The 19,741-nt window shown below is 40.7% G+C and carries 7 protein-coding genes, 1 tRNA gene, 3 rRNA genes and 4 pseudogenes; 8 read left to right on the forward strand and 7 right to left on the reverse strand.

Annotated elements, in window-relative coordinates:
* Positions 1-69: 69 nt before the first annotated feature.
* Entirely contained in the window at positions 70-876 is an 807-nt protein-coding gene (nagB, locus tag AC01GB_RS03690) for a glucosamine-6-phosphate deaminase (RefSeq protein ID WP_474450536.1), read from the reverse strand.
* Between the two features lie 500 nt (positions 877-1,376).
* On the opposite strand from nagB, the pseudogene mprA reads away from it, so the two are divergent.
* The 3 pseudogenes from mprA (at position 1,377) to emrB (ending at position 4,768) form a co-directional block, all read left to right on the forward strand.
* Positions 1,377-1,925: pseudogene (gene mprA, locus AC01GB_RS03695) on the forward strand (transcriptional repressor MprA).
* A 149-nt stretch (positions 1,926-2,074) separates the two neighbouring features.
* A pseudogene (emrA, locus tag AC01GB_RS03700) lies at positions 2,075-3,240 on the forward strand (multidrug efflux MFS transporter periplasmic adaptor subunit EmrA).
* A 51-nt stretch (positions 3,241-3,291) separates the two neighbouring features.
* A pseudogene (emrB, locus tag AC01GB_RS03705) lies at positions 3,292-4,768 on the forward strand (multidrug efflux MFS transporter permease subunit EmrB).
* Positions 4,769-4,878: 110 nt separating this feature from the next.
* Here emrB and AC01GB_RS03710 read toward each other — a convergent pair.
* Entirely contained in the window at positions 4,879-5,865 is a 987-nt protein-coding gene (locus AC01GB_RS03710) for a tRNA/rRNA methyltransferase (protein ID WP_474450538.1), read from the reverse strand.
* A 351-nt stretch (positions 5,866-6,216) separates the two neighbouring features.
* Here AC01GB_RS03710 and AC01GB_RS03715 point away from each other — a divergent pair, with 351 nt between their 5' ends.
* Positions 6,217-6,591, forward strand: coding sequence for a CesT family type III secretion system chaperone (locus tag AC01GB_RS03715; RefSeq protein WP_474450540.1), 375 nt, complete (start codon positions 6,217-6,219; stop codon positions 6,589-6,591).
* An 827-nt stretch (positions 6,592-7,418) separates the two neighbouring features.
* On the opposite strand, the gene AC01GB_RS03720 is transcribed toward AC01GB_RS03715, so the two are convergent.
* Positions 7,419-7,733 carry a hypothetical protein gene (locus AC01GB_RS03720; RefSeq protein WP_474452316.1) on the reverse strand — a complete coding sequence of 105 codons (315 nt, stop codon included), beginning with the start codon at positions 7,731-7,733 and terminating at the stop codon, positions 7,419-7,421.
* Positions 7,734-7,761: 28 nt separating this feature from the next.
* Here AC01GB_RS03720 and AC01GB_RS03725 point away from each other — a divergent pair.
* Together AC01GB_RS03725 and pssA are read left to right on the forward strand one after the other, a co-directional pair.
* A pseudogene (locus AC01GB_RS03725) lies at positions 7,762-9,326 on the forward strand (bifunctional acetate--CoA ligase family protein/GNAT family N-acetyltransferase); the annotation flags it as partial.
* Between the two features lie 193 nt (positions 9,327-9,519).
* A complete protein-coding gene (gene pssA, locus AC01GB_RS03730; protein ID WP_474452317.1) occupies positions 9,520-10,875 on the forward strand; it encodes a CDP-diacylglycerol--serine O-phosphatidyltransferase in 1,356 nt (451 codons plus the stop codon).
* A 112-nt stretch (positions 10,876-10,987) separates the two neighbouring features.
* On the opposite strand, the gene rrf is transcribed toward pssA, so the two are convergent.
* From rrf to AC01GB_RS03750, 4 genes are all read right to left on the reverse strand, one after another.
* Positions 10,988-11,103, reverse strand: a 5S ribosomal RNA gene (gene rrf, locus AC01GB_RS03735).
* 110 nt (positions 11,104-11,213) lie between these two features.
* Positions 11,214-14,117: ribosomal RNA gene (locus AC01GB_RS03740) — 23S ribosomal RNA — on the reverse strand.
* Between the two features lie 374 nt (positions 14,118-14,491).
* Positions 14,492-14,567, reverse strand: a tRNA-Glu gene (locus AC01GB_RS03745).
* 87 nt (positions 14,568-14,654) lie between these two features.
* Positions 14,655-16,198: ribosomal RNA gene (locus tag AC01GB_RS03750) — 16S ribosomal RNA — on the reverse strand.
* The 16S, 23S and 5S rRNA genes sit together here with 1 tRNA gene alongside, the layout of an rRNA operon.
* Positions 16,199-16,848: 650 nt before the next feature.
* Between AC01GB_RS03750 and purH the strand changes: the two genes are divergently transcribed.
* Together purH and purD are read left to right on the forward strand one after the other, a co-directional pair.
* The gene (gene purH / locus AC01GB_RS03755) at positions 16,849-18,438 is read left to right on the forward strand and encodes a bifunctional phosphoribosylaminoimidazolecarboxamide formyltransferase/IMP cyclohydrolase (RefSeq protein WP_474450541.1); all 1,590 of its coding nucleotides are present in this window, start codon (positions 16,849-16,851) and stop codon (positions 18,436-18,438) included.
* A gap of 16 nt (positions 18,439-18,454) precedes the next feature.
* A complete protein-coding gene (gene purD / locus AC01GB_RS03760; RefSeq protein WP_474450543.1) occupies positions 18,455-19,738 on the forward strand; it encodes a phosphoribosylamine--glycine ligase in 1,284 nt (427 codons plus the stop codon).
* Positions 19,739-19,741 lie beyond the last annotated feature (3 nt).

Here is a 19,741-nt window from a genome sequence, read left to right on the forward strand (position 1 = left end):
AAAAAATAGTATAATTTATAGAATTTTTGGTATTTTTTGGTTTATTATATTGAATTTTGCTATTTTAATTTAACTAGCAAATTGATTAATGATGTCAGATTCTAATTGACGAAAATATTTTAAAGTTTTTACTTTTAGCTCAAGGGTTGCTGGTTCATCACAAACTAAAGCGGATTTTGCATGCATTTGTAGGCAGCTAATCGTCCACATATGTTTAATCGAACCTTCTACCGCAGCCTCAACGGCTAATGCTTTATTTGCACCGGTTGCTAAGATTAAAATTTCTTCCGCATCAAGTAGGGTTCCTACCCCAACAGTGACAGCATATTTAGGCACCCTATCAATATTCTTATCAAAAAAACGAGAATTTGCCTGTCGGGTTTCTGGTGTTAGCGTTTTGATCCGGGTGCGAGAAGAAAGAGATGAAGCAGGTTCGTTGAAGGCAATATGGCCATCACTACCAACTCCTCCCATAAATAGATGTATTTTACCATAGGACTTAATTTTATCTTCGTAACGTTTGCATTCAGCGTCGATATCTTTTGCATTACCGTCGAGTAAATTAATATTATTTTTTGTAATATCAATATGGTTAAACAGATTTTCATACATGAAAGTATGATAGCTTTGTGGATGATTTTTTGGGATGCCGACATATTCATCCATATTAAAAGTAACTACATGTTTAAAACTAATTTTACCTGCTTTATAGAGATTAATTAGCTCATGGTAGGTAGCTAGTGGTGTTCCGCCTGTGGGCAGCCCTAACACAAATGGACGTGTAGCCGTTGGTTTAAATTGATTAATTTTGTTTGCAATGTAATTGGCGGAAAAAAGACCGACATCTTTTGCTGTTGTTAGAGGAATAAGCCTCATTATTTTTTACCTCACTTAATTTTGTTTCATATCAGCTATATTTTAATGATTTTGTATTATTCTTTGTTATTACTTGAGTTTTTATAACTCAAAGATTGTCTATTTATTAACACCTGAATTCTAGTAAAATAAGATATTTTTCATGAAAAAAAGTTTTTTTGTTTAACCACTATTTTAATCAAATAACAGGGTGATATTTAGACTTTTATCACAACTTTAGCTGATATAATTAATTTATTGCAAATGATATTTATTGTTTATTAATTAGATAATGAAATTATTTTGCAAATAAGAAGTTATAGATTATTTAAAGCTATTTTAAAATCTATTTTTCTTATATTAACATTTAAAATATTTATGAATTAAATACCAATAACAAAATAAATTTCGCGATAATAAAATAAATAACTATAATTGATAATTTTAGCTTTTGATATACCATTTAGATTGATTATGACAGTTGCTATCTTACCAACTGAAACTAATAAGGTATATAAATAATGGAAAGCACACAAACACAAAAAGAAACTTCATTTTCTCCCATAGAGCAATTACTTAATGAACGCAAACAGCAACAACAAAAATCAATTATTCCGCTACCCTATCAGCAAATTTTGCTAACGCGTTTATGTATGCATGTGCAAGGGAAATTGTTAGAAAATAGAAATAATATGCTTAAAAAAACAAGGAATTAATGAAACGTTATTTATGGCATTAATCATTCTCGACCCCCAAACAACACATAGTATTCAACCGTCTGAACTTAGCTATGCTTTAGGCTCCTCGAGAACAAATGCAACGCGCATTGCAGATGAATTGGAAAATCGAAAATGGATTGAACGCAAAGAAAGTCACAATGATCGCCGATGCTTATATCTCCATTTAACCAAAGAGGGTTCAAACTTTCTAAAAAAATACTTCCTCGCCAAAATGAAAATTTAGAAAAAATTTGGTCTGTTTTTAGCGCTGAAGAAAAAAACACTATCGAAAAATTGATGAGAAAGTTATTAGTTAAACTTGATGATCTTGACAATCAAACAGTATGTTGATGATTACCCCAAAACCATCCCAAATCATAAAAAATTATTAATAATAACCATACCGTTTCCTGTGGTATAATTATAAGCTACTAGAAACTTTCGCTTATTAAGCATAGATTAAACATTAGTAAAATGAATAATATGGCGTTTAATACAACATGGGCGTTAATGAACAACAATTAACAGCGACTAAAACCCAAAAACGCCGAACTATAATTGCACTAGTTAGCATTTTTTTATCATTACTGCACTAATATGTGGAATTTCTTGGTTTTTAGTGCTCCGACACCATCAAAGTACTGATAATGCCTACATTGCAGGCAATCAAATTCAGATAATGTCTCAAGTACCTGGCAGCGTTATTACCGTTAATGTTGAAAATACTAATTTTGTAAAAAGTGGCACAGTACTGGTTAAACTTGATCCCAGAGATGCTATTTTAGAATTGGAAAAAGCAAAAACTAACTTAGCTAACAGCGTCAGACAAACTCATCAACATATGATTAATAGCCGACAGTATCAAGCCAATATCTCTCTTCGTCGTTCTGAACTGAATAAATTACAGCAAGATCTTCAACGTCGCGAAATACTTAGCCAATCAAAAGTTATTGGTAAAGAAGAATTACAACATGCTCGTGAGGCGGTAACCAGTGCTAAAGCCGCCCTCGATGTGGCTGTTGAGCAGTTTAATGCTAACCAAGCTATCGTGTTAGATACTCCACTAGATAAACAACCTACAGTTTTACAAGCCGCTACTGAACTTCGTAACGCTTGGCTAACATTAGAACGGACACAAATTGTTACCCCTGTTTATGGGTATGTTTCAGGTCGTAGTGTTCAAGTTGGCGCTCGCATCACCCCGGCAACAGCGCTTATGGCAGTAGTACCAACTGACAATATGTGGATTGACGCAAATTTTAAAGAGACTCAACTTGCCGATATTCGTATCGCTCAACCAACAAAAATCACTACCGATTTTTATGGTAAAAATATTGTTTATCAAGGACGTGTTGAAGGCTTAGATATGGGAACAGGTAGCGAGTTTTCACTATTACCGGCCCAAAATGCAAGTGGTAACTGGATCAAAATTGTGCAACGCTTACCTGTTCGTATAACCATTGATACAGAACAATTAAAAAAATACCCTTTGCGGATCGGACTTTCCAGTGACGTTACCGTCGATACAAGTGACAGAAATGGCCCAATACTTTCACGAAAAATTCGTGATAACCCAGCTTATCATACTAATGCGTTTAAAATTAATATGGCTCCTGTCGATCGACTAGTTACCGATATTATTAATAATAATTCAGGAACAAAATAAAAGGAGCTCATCGTGGCTAAAGAGCCATTACAAGGTACAAAACTGGCATGGATGACATTTGCGCTATCACTAGCTACCTTTATGCAGGTTTTGGATTCTACCATTGCTAATGTTGCAATCCCGACTATTGCTGGTAATTTAGGTGCTTCTAATTCACAAGGTACCTGGGTGATCACCCCCTTTGGCGTAGCTAATGCAATTTCGATCCACATCACAGGTTGGCTGGCTAAACACATTGGCGAAGTTAAACTTTTTCTTTGGTCAACCGCGTTATTCACCCTAACCTCATGGCTATGTGGTATTCCGGCAGTCTGGAAACATTGATCTTCTTTCGCATCTTACAAGGAATGGTGGCAGGTCCTCTTATTCCTTTGTCACAAAGCCTGCTGCTTAATAATTACCCTCCTCTTAAACGTAATATGGCGCTTGCACTTTGGTCAATAACAATTGTTATTGCCCCGATTTGTGGGCCGATCTTAGGTAGCTATATTAGTGATAATTATCACTGGGGATGGATTTTTTTTATTAATGTTCCATTCGGTATTGCTATTATTTTCATTATTATGCAAACACTCGCTGATCATGAAACCGCAACGGAGATAAAGCCAATTGATACCATTGGATTAACATTACTGATCGTTGGTATCGGTGCATTACAAATTATGCTTGATCGAGGTAAAGAGCTAGATTGGTTTAATTCAAAAGAAATTGTTGTGCTGGCAATAACAGCAGTAATTGCATTGAGCTTCCAATTATTTGGGAACTGACAGATAATAACCCTGTTATTGATCTTTACTTGTTCAAAGAGCGTAATTTCACTATTGGCTGTTTGTCACTCAGTCTGGCTTATATGCTCTACTTTGGTACTATTGTATTACTACCACAGTTATTACAGGAAGTATTTGGTTATACGGCAACATGGGCGGGTTTAGCCTCCGCACCAGTCGGGATTTTAGCACTATTAATAACGCCATTGATCGGGTGATTTAGCCATAAAATTGATATACGTGTTATCGTTACTTTCAGCTTTATTGTTTACGCCGTCTGCTATTATTGGCGAGCATGGACATTTGAGCCATCGATGGATTTTGCCGCTGCGGCATGGCCACAAGTCGTGCAAGGATTAGCTATTGCTTGCTTTTTCATGCCACTTACCACCATTACTTTATCTGGTTTACCAGCAGAAAAGCTCGCCTCAGCATCCAGTCTATCAAATTTTGCCCGGACACTTGCCGGAGCGATAGGAACGTCTGTGACAACCACTTTATGGACACAAAGGGAAGCTATGCATCATGCCCACTTTACTGAAATTATTACCCCCTATAATCCAGAGTCGCAACAATTCTATGCAAAATTGTCCGCATTAGGATTAAATGAGCAACAGTCATCCGCTTATCTAGCAAAAATGATTACTGATCAAGGATTAATTATCTCAGCCAATGAAATTTTTTGGTTATCAACAGGCGTTTTTATTGCTCTTTTAGTTTTACTTTGGTTGGCAAAACCCCCCTTTCACTGCCGGCGATAGCCAAAGCAGTGGCGGCGCACATTAATAGCGGGACTGATAAAAAATAGGCTAGATAACAGAAATGATAGTTATTGAGATAGTTAGTATAAAACTATCTCAATAAAATATGACTAAATTTTATTTTGTTGCCACCATTTGGCCAATATAATACCAGCAGCGACCGAAACGTTTAAACTTTCCACCTGACCTGTGCCACCAATACAGAGGTTTATACTGTCTTCCTGCCAAGCATTTTCAGTTAACCCATTACGTTCCTGCCCCAATAGTAGTAACATTTTTTCCGGTAACTCAGCCTTGGCAATATCAATATTACTATTACCTTTATAACTAGATGTCGTAACAATGGTATAGCCTGCATGATGGAATTTTTTCAGTGTGGCAGAAAAATTATCCAATTGGATGCTTTTAATGTACTCGGCGCCACCTGCTGCGGTTTTGACTGCAGAGCCTGACTCCATCGCTGCAACATCATGGAGAATAATGCCTTGTACGCCGAAATGAGCGCCACTACGCATAATCGCCCCTAAATTATGTGGATTGCCAATATCCTCAATAGCTAATACACAATCAATGTTAGTCGACTGGGCTAGATAGGCTTCAGCGTCAAATCCGATCCGTTTTTTAATTAAGAAACAAACACCACCATGATGCTCAGTACCAGAAGCTTTTACTAGCTCTTCTTCACTAACCACATGATAAGCTTTACGGTTTGCCGCCATCCATTTAAGGACTTCACGAAAATGCGGGGTAATGGACTGAACAAACCAGGCGCGAACAATTGCTTCCGGGCGATGTTTAAACGTTGCTTGGCAGGCATATTCGCCGTAAATACGCGTCTCTTCTAAACGCTGACGACGAATTTGTTCGGGATCAACCTGGCTTTTACCACTGATACCACTATGGCTAGTAATAGGTTCTTTCCGTTGAGAAACCACTTTCCAGGGATCATCAGTTAAACGTTCATTATTACGATCACTACGGCGCGATGACGATTTTCTATTTTTAGCAGAAAGATGTTCATTATTTGTGTTGTTTTCGCTATTACGAACATACCTCACTTTTACTTTACCGTTTTTACCGCTATATGAGTCGTTCATGAGTCCCTCCAGCCACGTTATGCCAGGCAGATTACATGATGTTAGGATCTAACGCTACTGACTTTTTATACTTTATCATTAGCACAAGATAGAAAGCTTATGCATTAACACAAGATAATTAAATTTAGATTGTTTAGAAGGATTTTTAGCCAATTCAAGCATAAAAGATATTTACCTGACATGTTGTTAACTATTTAATCATTTGATCACGCCTAAGTTACCTTATTTTTAGCTACCAATATGTATTTTGACATAATTTGAAACATTTCAGGTCTACACCTGATCATGATTGATTTTTATTCATTGAATAATTAAACCATCTAATTTGTATTATTTGAAAGAGATAAATATATGAAAGACGAATTTGCGGCTCAATTAACATTACTGTATGAAAATATTGGACTGAAATTGCCGGTAAATTTTAACCAAATTGATTTTTCTATCAGAGTAGATGGGAAATTTTCCGTTAGATTGATTGAATACCCTGTGAGTAGATTAGTTATGTGCACGGTTTTACAAAATATCAGTCAAGAAAAAATTATTGCTTTAATGAAATATAATTTAATAAGCCACCAGCCCTATCAACCAATATTAGCAATTAGTGATGATAAACAGCTAGTTATTTGGCAAGGACTTAGCGATATTGTTTTTTCTGAAAAAAATTTAATCGGCAGGTTCGATGACTTTGTTCAATTTTCTGAATTAATGCTAAAGATAATAATATAATAAATTTGCCACAATAAACTTACTTGCTAGTAAAAATAGCAATCTATTGCCATTACTTAAGAATATTGAATAAGTTTTTTGCGAAAAGTTTAAATAGATATAACTAATTTTAAGATCTACGATTAAATACTTAGCTAGGGGGAAAAATGAAGATATTGAATGATTTTATTGCCGGCGTTAATCAAGCGCTATTTCCAAACCAAGCCACTCCTCAGCAATTAAACCAAACTCGACAGCTGCTTTGAGCAGACACAGAATTACCATCAACCATTTGGCAGAGCAGTTTATAATATAAACACTCATGGCGCAGATATACCCAGCTGGAAAGCCAGACAGTATACGCAAGAGCGCACTGATGTTGAAAATGGTCTCAGGTCAAATACCTCTGCTTTTGCCAGATCATCAGTAGGTTGGGCCCAAATTGGTGATCCTGCTGGCACCATAATGAATTTTGGCGGAGCATTATTAGCCGGCGCAATAGATGGCACTAATTATACTACAGAAAATATTCTCCGTATGGAGAAGTTAGTTTAAGTTAAATAAATAGTCATATACATATATTACAGCGCGTTCTGTGAGTATTAATTCTTATCATTAGCCAATATTTTGGCCTGCATGTTATCAGTATTATGTTAAGGTTTAGCGTTACAACATGACATTGATACTACACCATGCAAATCAAATGTTGATGGGTAAATGGCAATATGAAGATGTACTCTTTTACCCTAACTCAGAGAACTTGCTATTATTATTTGCTAATAACACTATTAAACAATATATAGTTTAAAGCTAAAAAGATTCTATCGGTAAAAATCTAAGATTAACAGTTAATACCAATTAGGCGGCAATACCGTTGCTAATACATTAAAAAATTGCTCTCTTGCATGACATATCATTACACTGGACAATACGGCAGTACAAGAAAAACTTTTATCTAAGCCAAGCAATCTATTTTTCCACTCTTTAATTTGTTGTTCAGAATTAAAAATGGTCGGGCAAAGTTGATAAGCTTTATTCAACATCGCGCAGGAAAAAAATCTTAATGCATTAGGCGATTCCATCTCCGTACCAAAAATAGCACTCGAAGTATATTTGACAAATACAGCTGCTAAGCTAAAAATTTTTTTCTGCTTTTTCTTTATCGGTTGCCTCTTTTAATTCATAGGTATTATGTTAGATAGCCAGGATCATGATGCTATATTACTTATTTATTCATTCACCTAGTACCATTGCTCCCAGTTTATTTACTGCTGAAAGGATTATTCAAACCATTCAATCACATCCCCGCAGCAAGTGGATAACCATATTAACTAACTGGTGTGGCGAATATTCATCACAAGATGCACGTAAAACGTTTTAGTGAAGCGAGTATTCCAACTTATCGAACACCGGAAGGTGCCATTACTGCTTATATTCATATGGTAGAATATCGCCATAACCAAAAACAATTGACTGAAACACCTGCATTGCCTATTGGATTAACGGCTAACACAACAAAAGCCCATGCATTAATTCAAAAAGCATTAAAAAAAAGGATCACCCAACTTGATACACACGAAATGGAACCCATTTTACGCGCATATGGCTTAAAAATTTTACCTACCTGGATAGCTCATAATAGTGATCAAGCAATCACTATAGCTGAAAAAGTTGGCTATCCTGTTGCTTTAAAATTACGCTCTGCAGATATTCCTCACAAATCTGATATTCAAGGCGTTATGCTCTATTTACGTAATGCCAAAGAGGTAGCAGAGCTAGCCAGGGAATTTTTGATCGCGCGGCGCAACACTTTCCTAACGCCATGATCCAAGCTTTATTAGTACACATTATGGCAAATAAAGCAGGCGCTCTCGAGTTAAAAATAGCCATTGAACAAGATCCTATTTTTGGTCCTTTGATCTTATTAGGTGATGGAGATATCGAATGGCAGCCAGAAACCCATGCTGCGGTGGCAATCGCTCCTCTTAACATGAAATTAGCCAGATATTTAGTTATTCAAGCAATTAAAAATCACAAAATAAAATCAACCAATTCATCCCATCAATTGAATATTGATGGTCTCTGCCAATTACTCGTCCGCGCTTCAAACTTACTAATAGATTGCCCGCAAATTGTACGACTAAATATTCACCCACTTTTACCATGTGATGAAGAATTCACTTTACTGGATGTTGCTATGGAACTCTGTTCAATAGTCGGTGATCCTAAAGCAAGATTAGCAATTAGACCCTATCCTAATGAATTAGAAGAAATTATCTCTCTTAAAAAGGCATAAAATGTCAACTTAGATCTATCCTGCCCAAAGACGAACATTTACTCAAAGATTTTATTACTCAGGTAACAAAAGAAGATCTTTATTATCGTTACTTTAGTGAAATTAGCGAATTTACCCATGATGACTTAGCGAATATGACACAAATCTATTATGACCGAGAAATGGCCTTTATCGCTATTAAAAAAATTCCGAGATTATTGGAGTGGTTCGTGTGGTAGAAGATCCTGACAATCAGCAAGTAGAATTTGCCGTTTTAGTACGTTCTGATATGAAAGGTAATACACTTGGATATCAGTTAATGGACAAAATTATTAGATATAGCCGTAGTCGAGGCACTCGACGACTTACTGCAATCACAATGCCTGAAAATAAAAAAATGCTACAGTTAGCACAAAAATTAGGTTTTAGTCTCGATATTCAATTTGAAGATAGTATTGTCAATCTTGATCTAACACTATGAAGAAAATAATCTTATAACTAAATAAATAGAGTTAATAATGCAATAGATAGTGGCTGAACAATCGGTCAACATAGCTAGGATTAATAGATACAAAAAATTAAACTAATGGTATCATGAATCACCAATTTTCAATAAACCTAAACCAGAGTATGTAATCTACTCCTTTAATGAAAAAGAGAAAATTTATACTGTGATGTTGTCCAAATTAAAAAAAGCAAAGCATCAACAATATCTTGAGCAATTAGCAAAATTACCTCAGTCTGCTGCTGGAGTTGTCACCCTATACCAAACAGAAAGTTTTCGAAAAGCTCTGTTGGACAAAATTGCCAACACTCAACGGTATATTTATATTACTGCACTTTACTTCGAACATGATGATGCAGGACGAGGCATACTAAATGCGCTTTATCAAGCAAAAATGGCACGACCAGAATTAGATATCAAAATAATGGTTGACTGGCATCGTGCTCAACGTGGTCGCATTGGTGCAGATGCCAGCGCAACTAATGCCGATTGGTATTATCAAATGGCAATGGCACACCCAGGATCAGGTATCGCTTTTTTTGGTATCCCCGTCAATACACGTGAGGCATTAGGTGTTTTACATCTAAAAGGTTTTATCTTCGATGATACGGTTATTTATAGCGGTGCCAGCATTAATGATGTCTATCTCCAGCAACACCAACGTTATCGTTACGATCGTTATCATATATTAGATAATGTCCAATTAGCTGCGACGATGAAAAGCTTTATCGACCAAAGCTTGCTATCTTCACCCGCCATCCAGCGTCTAGATCAAGCACATCGCCCCCGCAATACTCAAATTAAAAGTTTAATTAAACAATTTCGCCATAGCTTAAAAAGTTGTCACTATCAATTGCAAAATAATGCTACAAATGAAGAGTTAGCAGTAACTCCATTAATCGGTTTGGGCAAAAAAAACGAATTAAATAAAACTATTACACATTTAATGAACAGTACAGAAAAGAAAATGACTATCTGTACACCCTATTTTAATTTACCCACTATTTTAACGCGTATAATTAGTAAATTATTGCGTGACGACAAACAAATTGAAATTATCATTGGCGATAAAACGGCTAATGACTTTTACATTCCACCAGACGAACCTTTTAAAATTATCAGTGCATTACCTTATTTATATGAAATTAACCTGCGCCGTTTTATCTGTCGGTTACAACGCTTTGTAGATAACCAGCAATTAACTATTAGATTATGGAAAGACGGAGAAAATAGCTATCATTTAAAAGGAATTTGGATAGATAATAACTGGCAATTAATAACCGGTAATAATCTCAATCCTCGTGCATGGGGACTGGATTTGGAGAATGCAATATTAATTCATGACCCCCGAAAAGTTTTGTTACAGAAAAACAACAAAGAATTAAAATCTATAACAACTAATACTCATATTGTAAGTCACTATCAAGAGCTTGAAAATATCCAGCACTATCCAGTAAAAATTAAAAAACTTATTCGCCGTTTACGCAGGATCCGCGTTGATAGGCTAATACGTCGCATTCTTTAATAGGTTAACTCTATTTCCGACTACAAAATAATAAGCTTTTTTAAATCAATGCGCTATCAATAATTAAAACGACAAAAAGCCACCCAAGGGTGGCTTTCTTAACATAATCAAAGTCTGGCAGCTCCCTACTCTCACATGGGGAGACCCCACACTACCATCGGCGCTACGGCATTTCACTTCTGAGTTCGGCATGGGGTCAGGTGGGACCACCGCGCTATTGCCGCCAGACAAATTCTTTTTTATTTATCCCATCTTATTTCGCGCCTTCAGCAAAATCCGACCAGATTCAATCTCAAAACAAGCTAAAATTCTCTCTCTCAAAACACCTTCGGTGTTGTCAGGTTAAGCCTCCCGGGTCATTAGTACTGATTAGCTCAACGTATCGCTACGCTTACACACCCAGCCTATCTACGTCCTCGTCTCGAACACCCCTTATAGGACATTACTGTCAGGGAAGACTCATCTTGAGGCAAGTTTCCCGCTTAGATGCTTTCAGCGGTTATCTCTTCCGCACTTAGCTACCAGGCGATGCCATTGGCATGACAACCTGTACACCAGTGGTGCGTCCACTCCGGTCCTCTCGTACTAGGAGCAGCCCCCCTCAACCTTCCTTCGCCCACGACAGATAGGGACCGAACTGTCTCACGACGTTCTAAACCCAGCTCGCGTACCACTTTAAATGGCGAACAGCCATACCCTTGGGACCTACTTCAGCCCCAGGATGTGATGAGCCGACATCGAGGTGCCAAACACCGCCGTCGATATGAACTCTTGGGCGGTATCAGCCTGTTATCCCCGGAGTACCTTTTATCCGTTGAGCGATGGCCCTTCCATTCAGAACCACCGGATCACTAAGACCTACTTTCGTACCTGCTCGCACCGTCACGCTCGCAGTCAAGCTGGCTTATGCCTTTGCACTAACCTCACGATGTCCGACCGTGATTAGCCAACCTTCGTGCTCCTCCGTTACGCTTTGGGAGGAGACCGCCCCAGTCAAACTACCCACCAGACACTGTCCTCAGCCCGGATTACGGGCCCAAGTTAGAACATCAAACATTAAAGGGTGGTATTTCAACGTTGGCTCCATGCAGACTGGCGTCCACACTTCAAAGCCTCCCACCTATCCTACACATCAAGGCTCAATGTTCAGTGTCAAGCTATAGTAAAGGTTCACGGGGTCTTTCCGTCTTGCCGCGGGTACACTGCATCTTCACAGCGAGTTCAATTTCACTGAGTCTCGGGTGGAGACAGCCTGGCCATCATTACGCCATTCGTGCAGGTCGGAACTTACCCGACAAGGAATTTCGCTACCTTAGGACCGTTATAGTTACGGCCGCCGTTTACTGGGGCTTCGATCAAGAGCTTCGCCTTACGGCTTACCCCATCAATTAACCTTCCAGCACCGGGCAGGCGTCACACCGTATACGTCCACTTTCGTGTTTGCACAGTGCTGTGTTTTTAATAAACAGTTGCAGCCAGCTAGTATCTTCGACTGGCTTCAGCTCCGGATGCAAGACCCTTCACCTAATGCCAGCGTGCCTTCTCCCGAAGTTACGGCACTATTTTGCCTAGTTCCTTCACCCGAGTTCTCTCAAGCGCCTGAGTATTCTCTACCTAACCACCTGTGTCGGTTTGGGGTACGATTAATGATTACCTATCGCTTAGAGGCTTTTCCTGGAAGCTGGGCATCAACTACTTCACCACCTTAGTGGCTCGTCATCACGTCTCAGTGTTATAGCAGTGCGGATTTGCCTGCACTACCCTCCTACTCGCTTAAACCGGGACAACCGTCGCCCGGATAGCCTAGCCTTCTCCGTCCCCCCTTCGCAGTAACCCTTAGTACGGGAATATTAACCCGTTTCCCATCGACTACGCTTTTCAGCCTCGCCTTAGGGGTCGACTTACCCTGCCCCGATTAACGTTGGACAGGAAACCTTGGTCTTTCGGCGAGCGGGTTTCTCACCCGCTTTATCGTTACTTATGTCAGCATTCGCACTTCTGATACCTCCAACAGACCTCTCAGTCCACCTTCTACGGCTTACAGAACGCTCCCCTACCCAACAACACCTAAATGTCGCTGCCGCAGCTTCGGTGCATGGTTTAGCCCCGTTACATCTTCCGCGCAGGCCGACTCGACCAGTGAGCTATTACGCTTTCTTTAAATGATGGCTGCTTCTAAGCCAACATCCTGGCTGTCTAAGCCTTCCCACTTCGTTTCCCACTTAACCATGACTTGGGGACCTTAGCTGGCGGTCTGGGTTGTTTCCCTCTTCACGACGGACGTTAGCACCCGCCGTGTGTCTCCCGTGATAACATTCTTCGGTATTCGTAGTTTGCGTCGGGTTGGTAAGTCGGGATGACCCCCTAGCCGAAACAGTGCTCTACCCCCGAAGATGAATTCACGAGGCGCTACCTAAATAGCTTTCGGGGAGAACCAGCTATCTCCCGGTTTGATTGGCCTTTCACCCCCAGCCACAAGTCATCCGCTAATTTTTCAACATTAGTCGGTTCGGTCCTCCAGTTAGTGTTACCCAACCTTCAACCTGCCCATGGCTAGATCACCGGGTTTCGGGTCTATACCCTGCAACTTAACGCCCAGTTAAGACTCGGTTTCCCTACGGCTCCCCTATGCGGTTAACCTTGCTACAGAATATAAGTCGCTGACCCATTATACAAAAGGTACGCAGTCACACCCTTTCGGGTGCTCCCACTGCTTGTACGTACACGGTTTCAGGTTCTATTTCACTCCCCTCGCCGGGGTTCTTTTCGCCTTTCCCTCACGGTACTAGTTCACTATCGGTCAGTCAGGAGTATTTAGCCTTGGAGGATGGTCCCCCCATATTCAGACAGGATAACACGTGTCCCGCCCTACTCTTCGAGCTCACAACACTTACCGTTTCAGATACGGGGCTATCACCCTTTATTGCCGGCCTTTCCAGACCCTTCTCCTGCAGTAAATATTGATGTTGACTCTGGGCTGCTCCCCGTTCGCTCGCCGCTACTGGGGGAATCTCGGTTGATTTCTTTTCCTCGGGGTACTGAGATGTTTCAGTTCCCCCGGTTCGCCTCGTTTGACTATAAATTCATCAAATGATAGTGCATTAATGCACTGGGTTTCCCCATTCGGACATCGCCGGCTAGTACGCTTCATATCAGCTTACCGACGCTTTTCGCAGATTAGCACGTCCTTCATCGCCTCTGACTGCCTAGGCATCCACCGTGTACGCTTCATTCGCTTAACCTCACAACCCGAAGGTGTCTCTTATCAAATAATACGGAAGCGCCATGGCTGCGCCGTGCGAAATTTTTTGTTGTGCGGTACTCGTCATGCTCACGTACTTATGTACACTGCGCTGACTGCGCACCTACGCCGCAAATTTCACCCTGCTCGCTCATGCCATTCGTCTGCCTATTTGAATAACACTTCAAATTGGAGTTTGAGAGTTCCCCACACTATTTTTTCAATAATGTGTGTTTCAATTTTCAGCTTGTTCCAGATTGTTAAAGAGCATTATTAGTAAACCAACTCACTAAATTGGTTTAATCATTATTGCGTAAAGCACAAACAGTGCACAACACTAAAAGGGTGATGCACCGCCTTTCTAAATTACTAAAGTGGCGTCCCCTAGGGGATTCGAACCCCTGTTACCGCCGTGAAAGGGCGATGTCCTAGGCCTCTAGACGAAGGGGACTTCAAGCTCTTCAGTCAATCTTAGATTGGTTTTACGCGCTATTTCATCAGACAATCTGTGTGAACACTCACATTCCATCTATCTAGGTAAGGAGGTGATCCAACCGCAGGTTCCCCTACGGTTACCTTGTTACGACTTCACCCCAGTCATGAATCACAAAGTGGTAAGCGCCATCCAAAAGGTTAAGCTACCTACTTCTTTTGCAACCCACTCCCATGGTGTGACGGGCGGTGTGTACAAGGCCCGGGAACGTATTCACCGCGACATGCTGATCCGCGATTACTAGCGATTCCGACTTCATGGAGTCGAGTTGCAGACTCCAATCCGGACTTCGACGTACTTTCTGAGTTCCGCTCCCCATCGCTGGCTCGCCTCTCTCTGTATACGCCATTGTAGCACGTGTGTAGCCCTACTCGTAAGGGCCATGATGACTTGACGTCATCCCCACCTTCCTCCGGTTTATCACCGGCAGTCTCCTTTGAGTTCCCGACTCTACTCGCTGGCAACAAAGGATAAGGGTTGCGCTCGTTGCGGGACTTAACCCAACATTTCACAACACGAGCTGACGACAGCCATGCAGCACCTGTCTCAGCGCTCCCGAAGGCACTCCTCTATCTCTAAAGGATTCGCTGGATGTCAAGAGTAGGTAAGGTTCTTCGCGTTGCATCGAATTAAACCACATGCTCCACCGCTTGTGCGGGCCCCCGTCAATTCATTTGAGTTTTAACCTTGCGGCCGTACTCCCCAGGCGGTCGATTTAACGCGTTAGCTCCGGAGGCCACAGTTCATGACCACAACCTCCAAATCGACATCGTTTACAGCGTGGACTACCAGGGTATCTAATCCTGTTTGCTCCCCACGCTTTCGCACATGAGCGTCAGTCTTTGTCCAGGGGGCCGCCTTCGCCACCGGTATTCCTCCACATCTCTACGCATTTCACCGCTACACATGGAATTCTGCCCCCCTCTACAAGACTCTAGCTAACCAGTCTTGAATGCCATTCCCAGGTTAAGCCCGGGGATTTCACATCCAACTTAATTAACCGCCTGCGTGCCCTTTACGCCCAGTAATTCCGATTAACGCTCGCACCCTCCGTATTACCGCGGCTGCTGGCACGGAGTTAGCCGGTGCTTCTTCTGTCGCTAACGTCAATTGCTAAGGTTATTAACCTTAACACCTTCCTCACGACTGAAAGTACTTTACAACCCGAAGGCCTTCTTCATACACGCGGCATGGCTGCATCAGGCTTGCGCCCATTGTGCAATATTCCCCACTGCTGCCTCCCGTAGGAGTCTGGGCCGTGTCTCAGTCCCAGTGTGGCTGATCATCCTCTCAGACCAGCTAGAGATCGTCGCCTAGGTGAGCCCTTACCCCACCTACTAGCTAATCTCATATGGGTTCATCCGAAGGTGTGAGGCCAGAACGGTCCCCCACTTTGCTCCTTAGAGATTATGCGGTATTAGCCACCGTTTCCAGTGGTTATCCCCCCCCTTTGGCCAGATCCCCATACCTTACTCACCCGTCCGCCGCTCGCCGGCAAGGAAGCAAGCTTCCTCCCGCTGCCGCTCGACTTGCATGTGTTAGGCCTGCCGCCAGCGTTCAATCTGAGCCATGATCAAACTCTTCAATTAAAAGCTTGATGCTCAAAGAATGTTTTACTGACCGTAACGCGCTTTTGTTCAACTCGCTTTGCCGATATTTGACCACCTTCGCCGCTGCCGACCAAAATAACGTTACTGCATATTAGTTCATATATGAATTAACTGTTTTGTCACTCTTCAAGACTTTAAAATCAAATATTTTTTGATGATGTCTTGCAAGTGCCCACACAGATTGTCTGATTAATTGTTAAAGAGCGTGCGACCTGGGCCGCGAGGTGGCGTATATTACGCTTTTCACCTGTAAAGTCAAGTAGTTATTTCTACTCTTCTTTACCCTGCGTCAAGAAAATTCAATTCAATTGATTCGTTCTATACTGACTCAGTGGGGGCGTATTATAGGCAGTTTTACGCAGCTGGCAAGCTTAATTTTGCATAATTTTGTTTAATTGATTAATTAAACAGCAAAGCATTATATTATACCGAATTATTAACAGAGTTATCCACAAAAATAAAATGACAAAAATTATAGCGAAATACGCAAACGTTTGCGTTACAATTGCGTTTGCGACAAAAAATATTTGATTGAAACTAGTTATTTTCGAATATCATTTGTAATAGCGAATAGCCATAAAATTTAATTAATGTTTTAAAATATTTTATTATTCCAAGGGATTTATTTCATGCCACAACTCCGCCCTATTCAGCGTGCTCTACTGAGTGTTTCTGACAAAGAAGGTATTGTTGAATTTGCTAAAGCTTTATCTCAACGTAAGGTTGAACTTATCTCTACCGACGGTACAGCTAAATTATTGCTAGCGGCCGGGTTAACTGTTATAGAAGTTTCCGATTATACCGGATGGCCAAAAATGATGGCCGGCCGTGTCAAAACGCTTCATCCGAAAGTACATGGAGGTATTCTCGGACGGCGCGGGCAAGATGACGAAATAATGAGACAACATCAAATTACGCCAATTGATATGGTTGTTGTTAATCTTTACCCTTTTGCAGAAACTGTTGCCAAGCCAGATTGTACGCTAGAAAATGCCATTGAGAATATTGATATTGGTGGGCCAGCCATAATCCGTTCTGCTGCCAAAAATTATAAAGATGTGGCGGTCGTGGTTAATAGTCAGGATTATCACAAAATCATCGAAGAGATGGATAATCAGCAAAACTCTCTAACTAACATGTTCCGCTTTGACTTGGCAGTTAAGGCTTTTGAACATACTGCCGCTTATGATGGGATGATTGCTAATTATTTTGGTAAGTTAGTACCTTCTTATTATGGTGAGATGAACCAGCCTTCAGGTAAATTTCCTCGTACATTGAACCTGAATTTTATTAAACAGCAGGATATGCGTTACGGCGAAAATAGTCATCAAGCTGCGGCTTTTTATATAGAGGAAAATAGAGTAGAAGCCTCTGTCGCTACAGCAAGACAGCTACAAGGCAAATCGCTTTCTTATAATAATATTGCTGATACTGACGCAGCCTTGGAGTGCGTAAAAAGTTTTTCCAAACCGGCTTGTGTCATTGTCAAACACGCTAATCCTTGTGGTGTTGCGGTCAGTACTGATATCTATGCGGCTTACGATCACGCTTTTAAAACTGATCCAACATCTGCATTTGGTGGTATTATTGCATTTAATCGTGAATTAGATGCAAATACGGCTAAAACAATTATTGAGCGTCAATTTGTTGAAGTCATTATTGCACCTGCGGTTACTGAAGCTGCCCTCGCAATACTTGCAAGCAAGCAGAATGTGCGTGTTCTGGATTGTGGCCAATGGCATTCACCTATTGCAGGTTTAGATTTCAAACGGGTAAATGGTGGCTTATTGGTGCAAGATCGCGATTTAGGTTTAGTGACCAAAGCTGATCTGCGTGTCGTTTCCAAACGTCAACCAAGCGAACAAGAAATAGATAATGCCCTATTTTGCTGGCATGTGGCAAAATTTGTAAAATCCAATGCCATTGTTTATGCCAAAAATAATATGACAGTCGGTATTGGTGCAGGACAAATGAGCCGAGTTTATTCAGCAAAAATCGCGGCATTAAAAGCTCAGGACGAAAATTTAGATCTTGTCGGATGTGCAATGGCATCTGATGCTTTCTTTCCATTCCGAGATAGTATTGATGCTGCCGCTACCGCAGGCATAACCTGTGTTATCCAACCAGGCGGTTCAATTCGTGACGATGAGATCATAGCCGCAGCTAATGAACATGATATCGCGATGATTTTTACTGATATGCGCCATTTCCGCCATTAATTTAGGGAGCAATAACATGAATATTTTAATTATCGGCAATGGTGGTCGTGAGCATGCTTTAGCATGGAAAGCAGCACAATCACCTCTCGCTGACAAGGTTTATGTTGCACCCGGTAATGCCGGAACTGCACTAGAAAAAAATCTAACCAATATTAATATTTCAATAACAGATATTACTGGATTAGTCGATTTTGCCAAAAATAATAATATTGGTTTAACGATCGTTGGACCAGAAACCCCCTTAGTTCTAGGCGTTGTTGATGCTTTTCAACATGCTGGTTTAACGATCTTTGGTCCCAGTCAAAAAGCAGCACAATTAGAAGGCTCTAAAGCTTTTACGAAAGATTTTCTTACACGTCATCATATTCCGACCGCCACTTACCAGAATTTTACCGAAGTTGAGCCCGCACTCGCCTACCTAAACAAAATGGGCGCCCCGATTGTTATTAAAGCTGATGGGCTAGCCGCAGGTAAAGGCGTGGTTGTTGCTATGACTTTAGAAGAAGCCAAAAATGCTGTTCATGATATGCTTGCCGGTAATGCATTTGGCCAAGCGGGTCACCGTATCGTTATTGAGGAGTTTCTTGACGGCGAAGAAGCCAGTTTTATCGTAATGGTTGATGGTGAAAATGTCATTCCTATGGCAACAAGCCAAGATCATAAGCGTGTTGGTAATAATAATAGCGGGCCAAATACAGGTGGAATGGGGGCATATTCTCCTACTCCAGTTGTCACAGACATTATTCATCAAAGTGTAATGGATCAAATTATTTATCCTACGGTAAAAGGTATGGCGCTCGAAGATCGGCGATATCAAGGATTTTTATATGCGGGATTAATGATAGATAAACAAGGAAATCCAAAGGTTATTGAATTTAATTGTCGATTTGGTGATCCAGAAACACAACCCATTATGATGCGCTTACAATCTGATCTGGTAGAACTTTGTCTAGCCGGCTCTAAAGGAGAATTAGCGGGTAAAACATCATGTTGGGATGAACGCTGTGCCTTAGGTGTTGTCATGGCCGCTGAAGGTTATCCGGCCAATTATCGTAAAGGTGATATTATTGAAGGGATCAATGATAAACCAGCAGAAATGTGTAAAGTTTTTCACGCCGGAACAGAATTAAAACAAAACCAAGTCATTACTGCCGGTGGCCGTGTACTGTGTGTTACCGCGCTTGGAAAAACAATTCTTGATGCCCAAAAAGCAGCTTATCAGAAAGCAGAAAAAATATCCTGGACGGGTTGTTTCTATCGGGATGATATCGGTTATCGAGCACTCGCTCGTTTAAAATAAAAA

Source organism: Candidatus Arsenophonus phytopathogenicus (genome assembly GCF_056113345.1).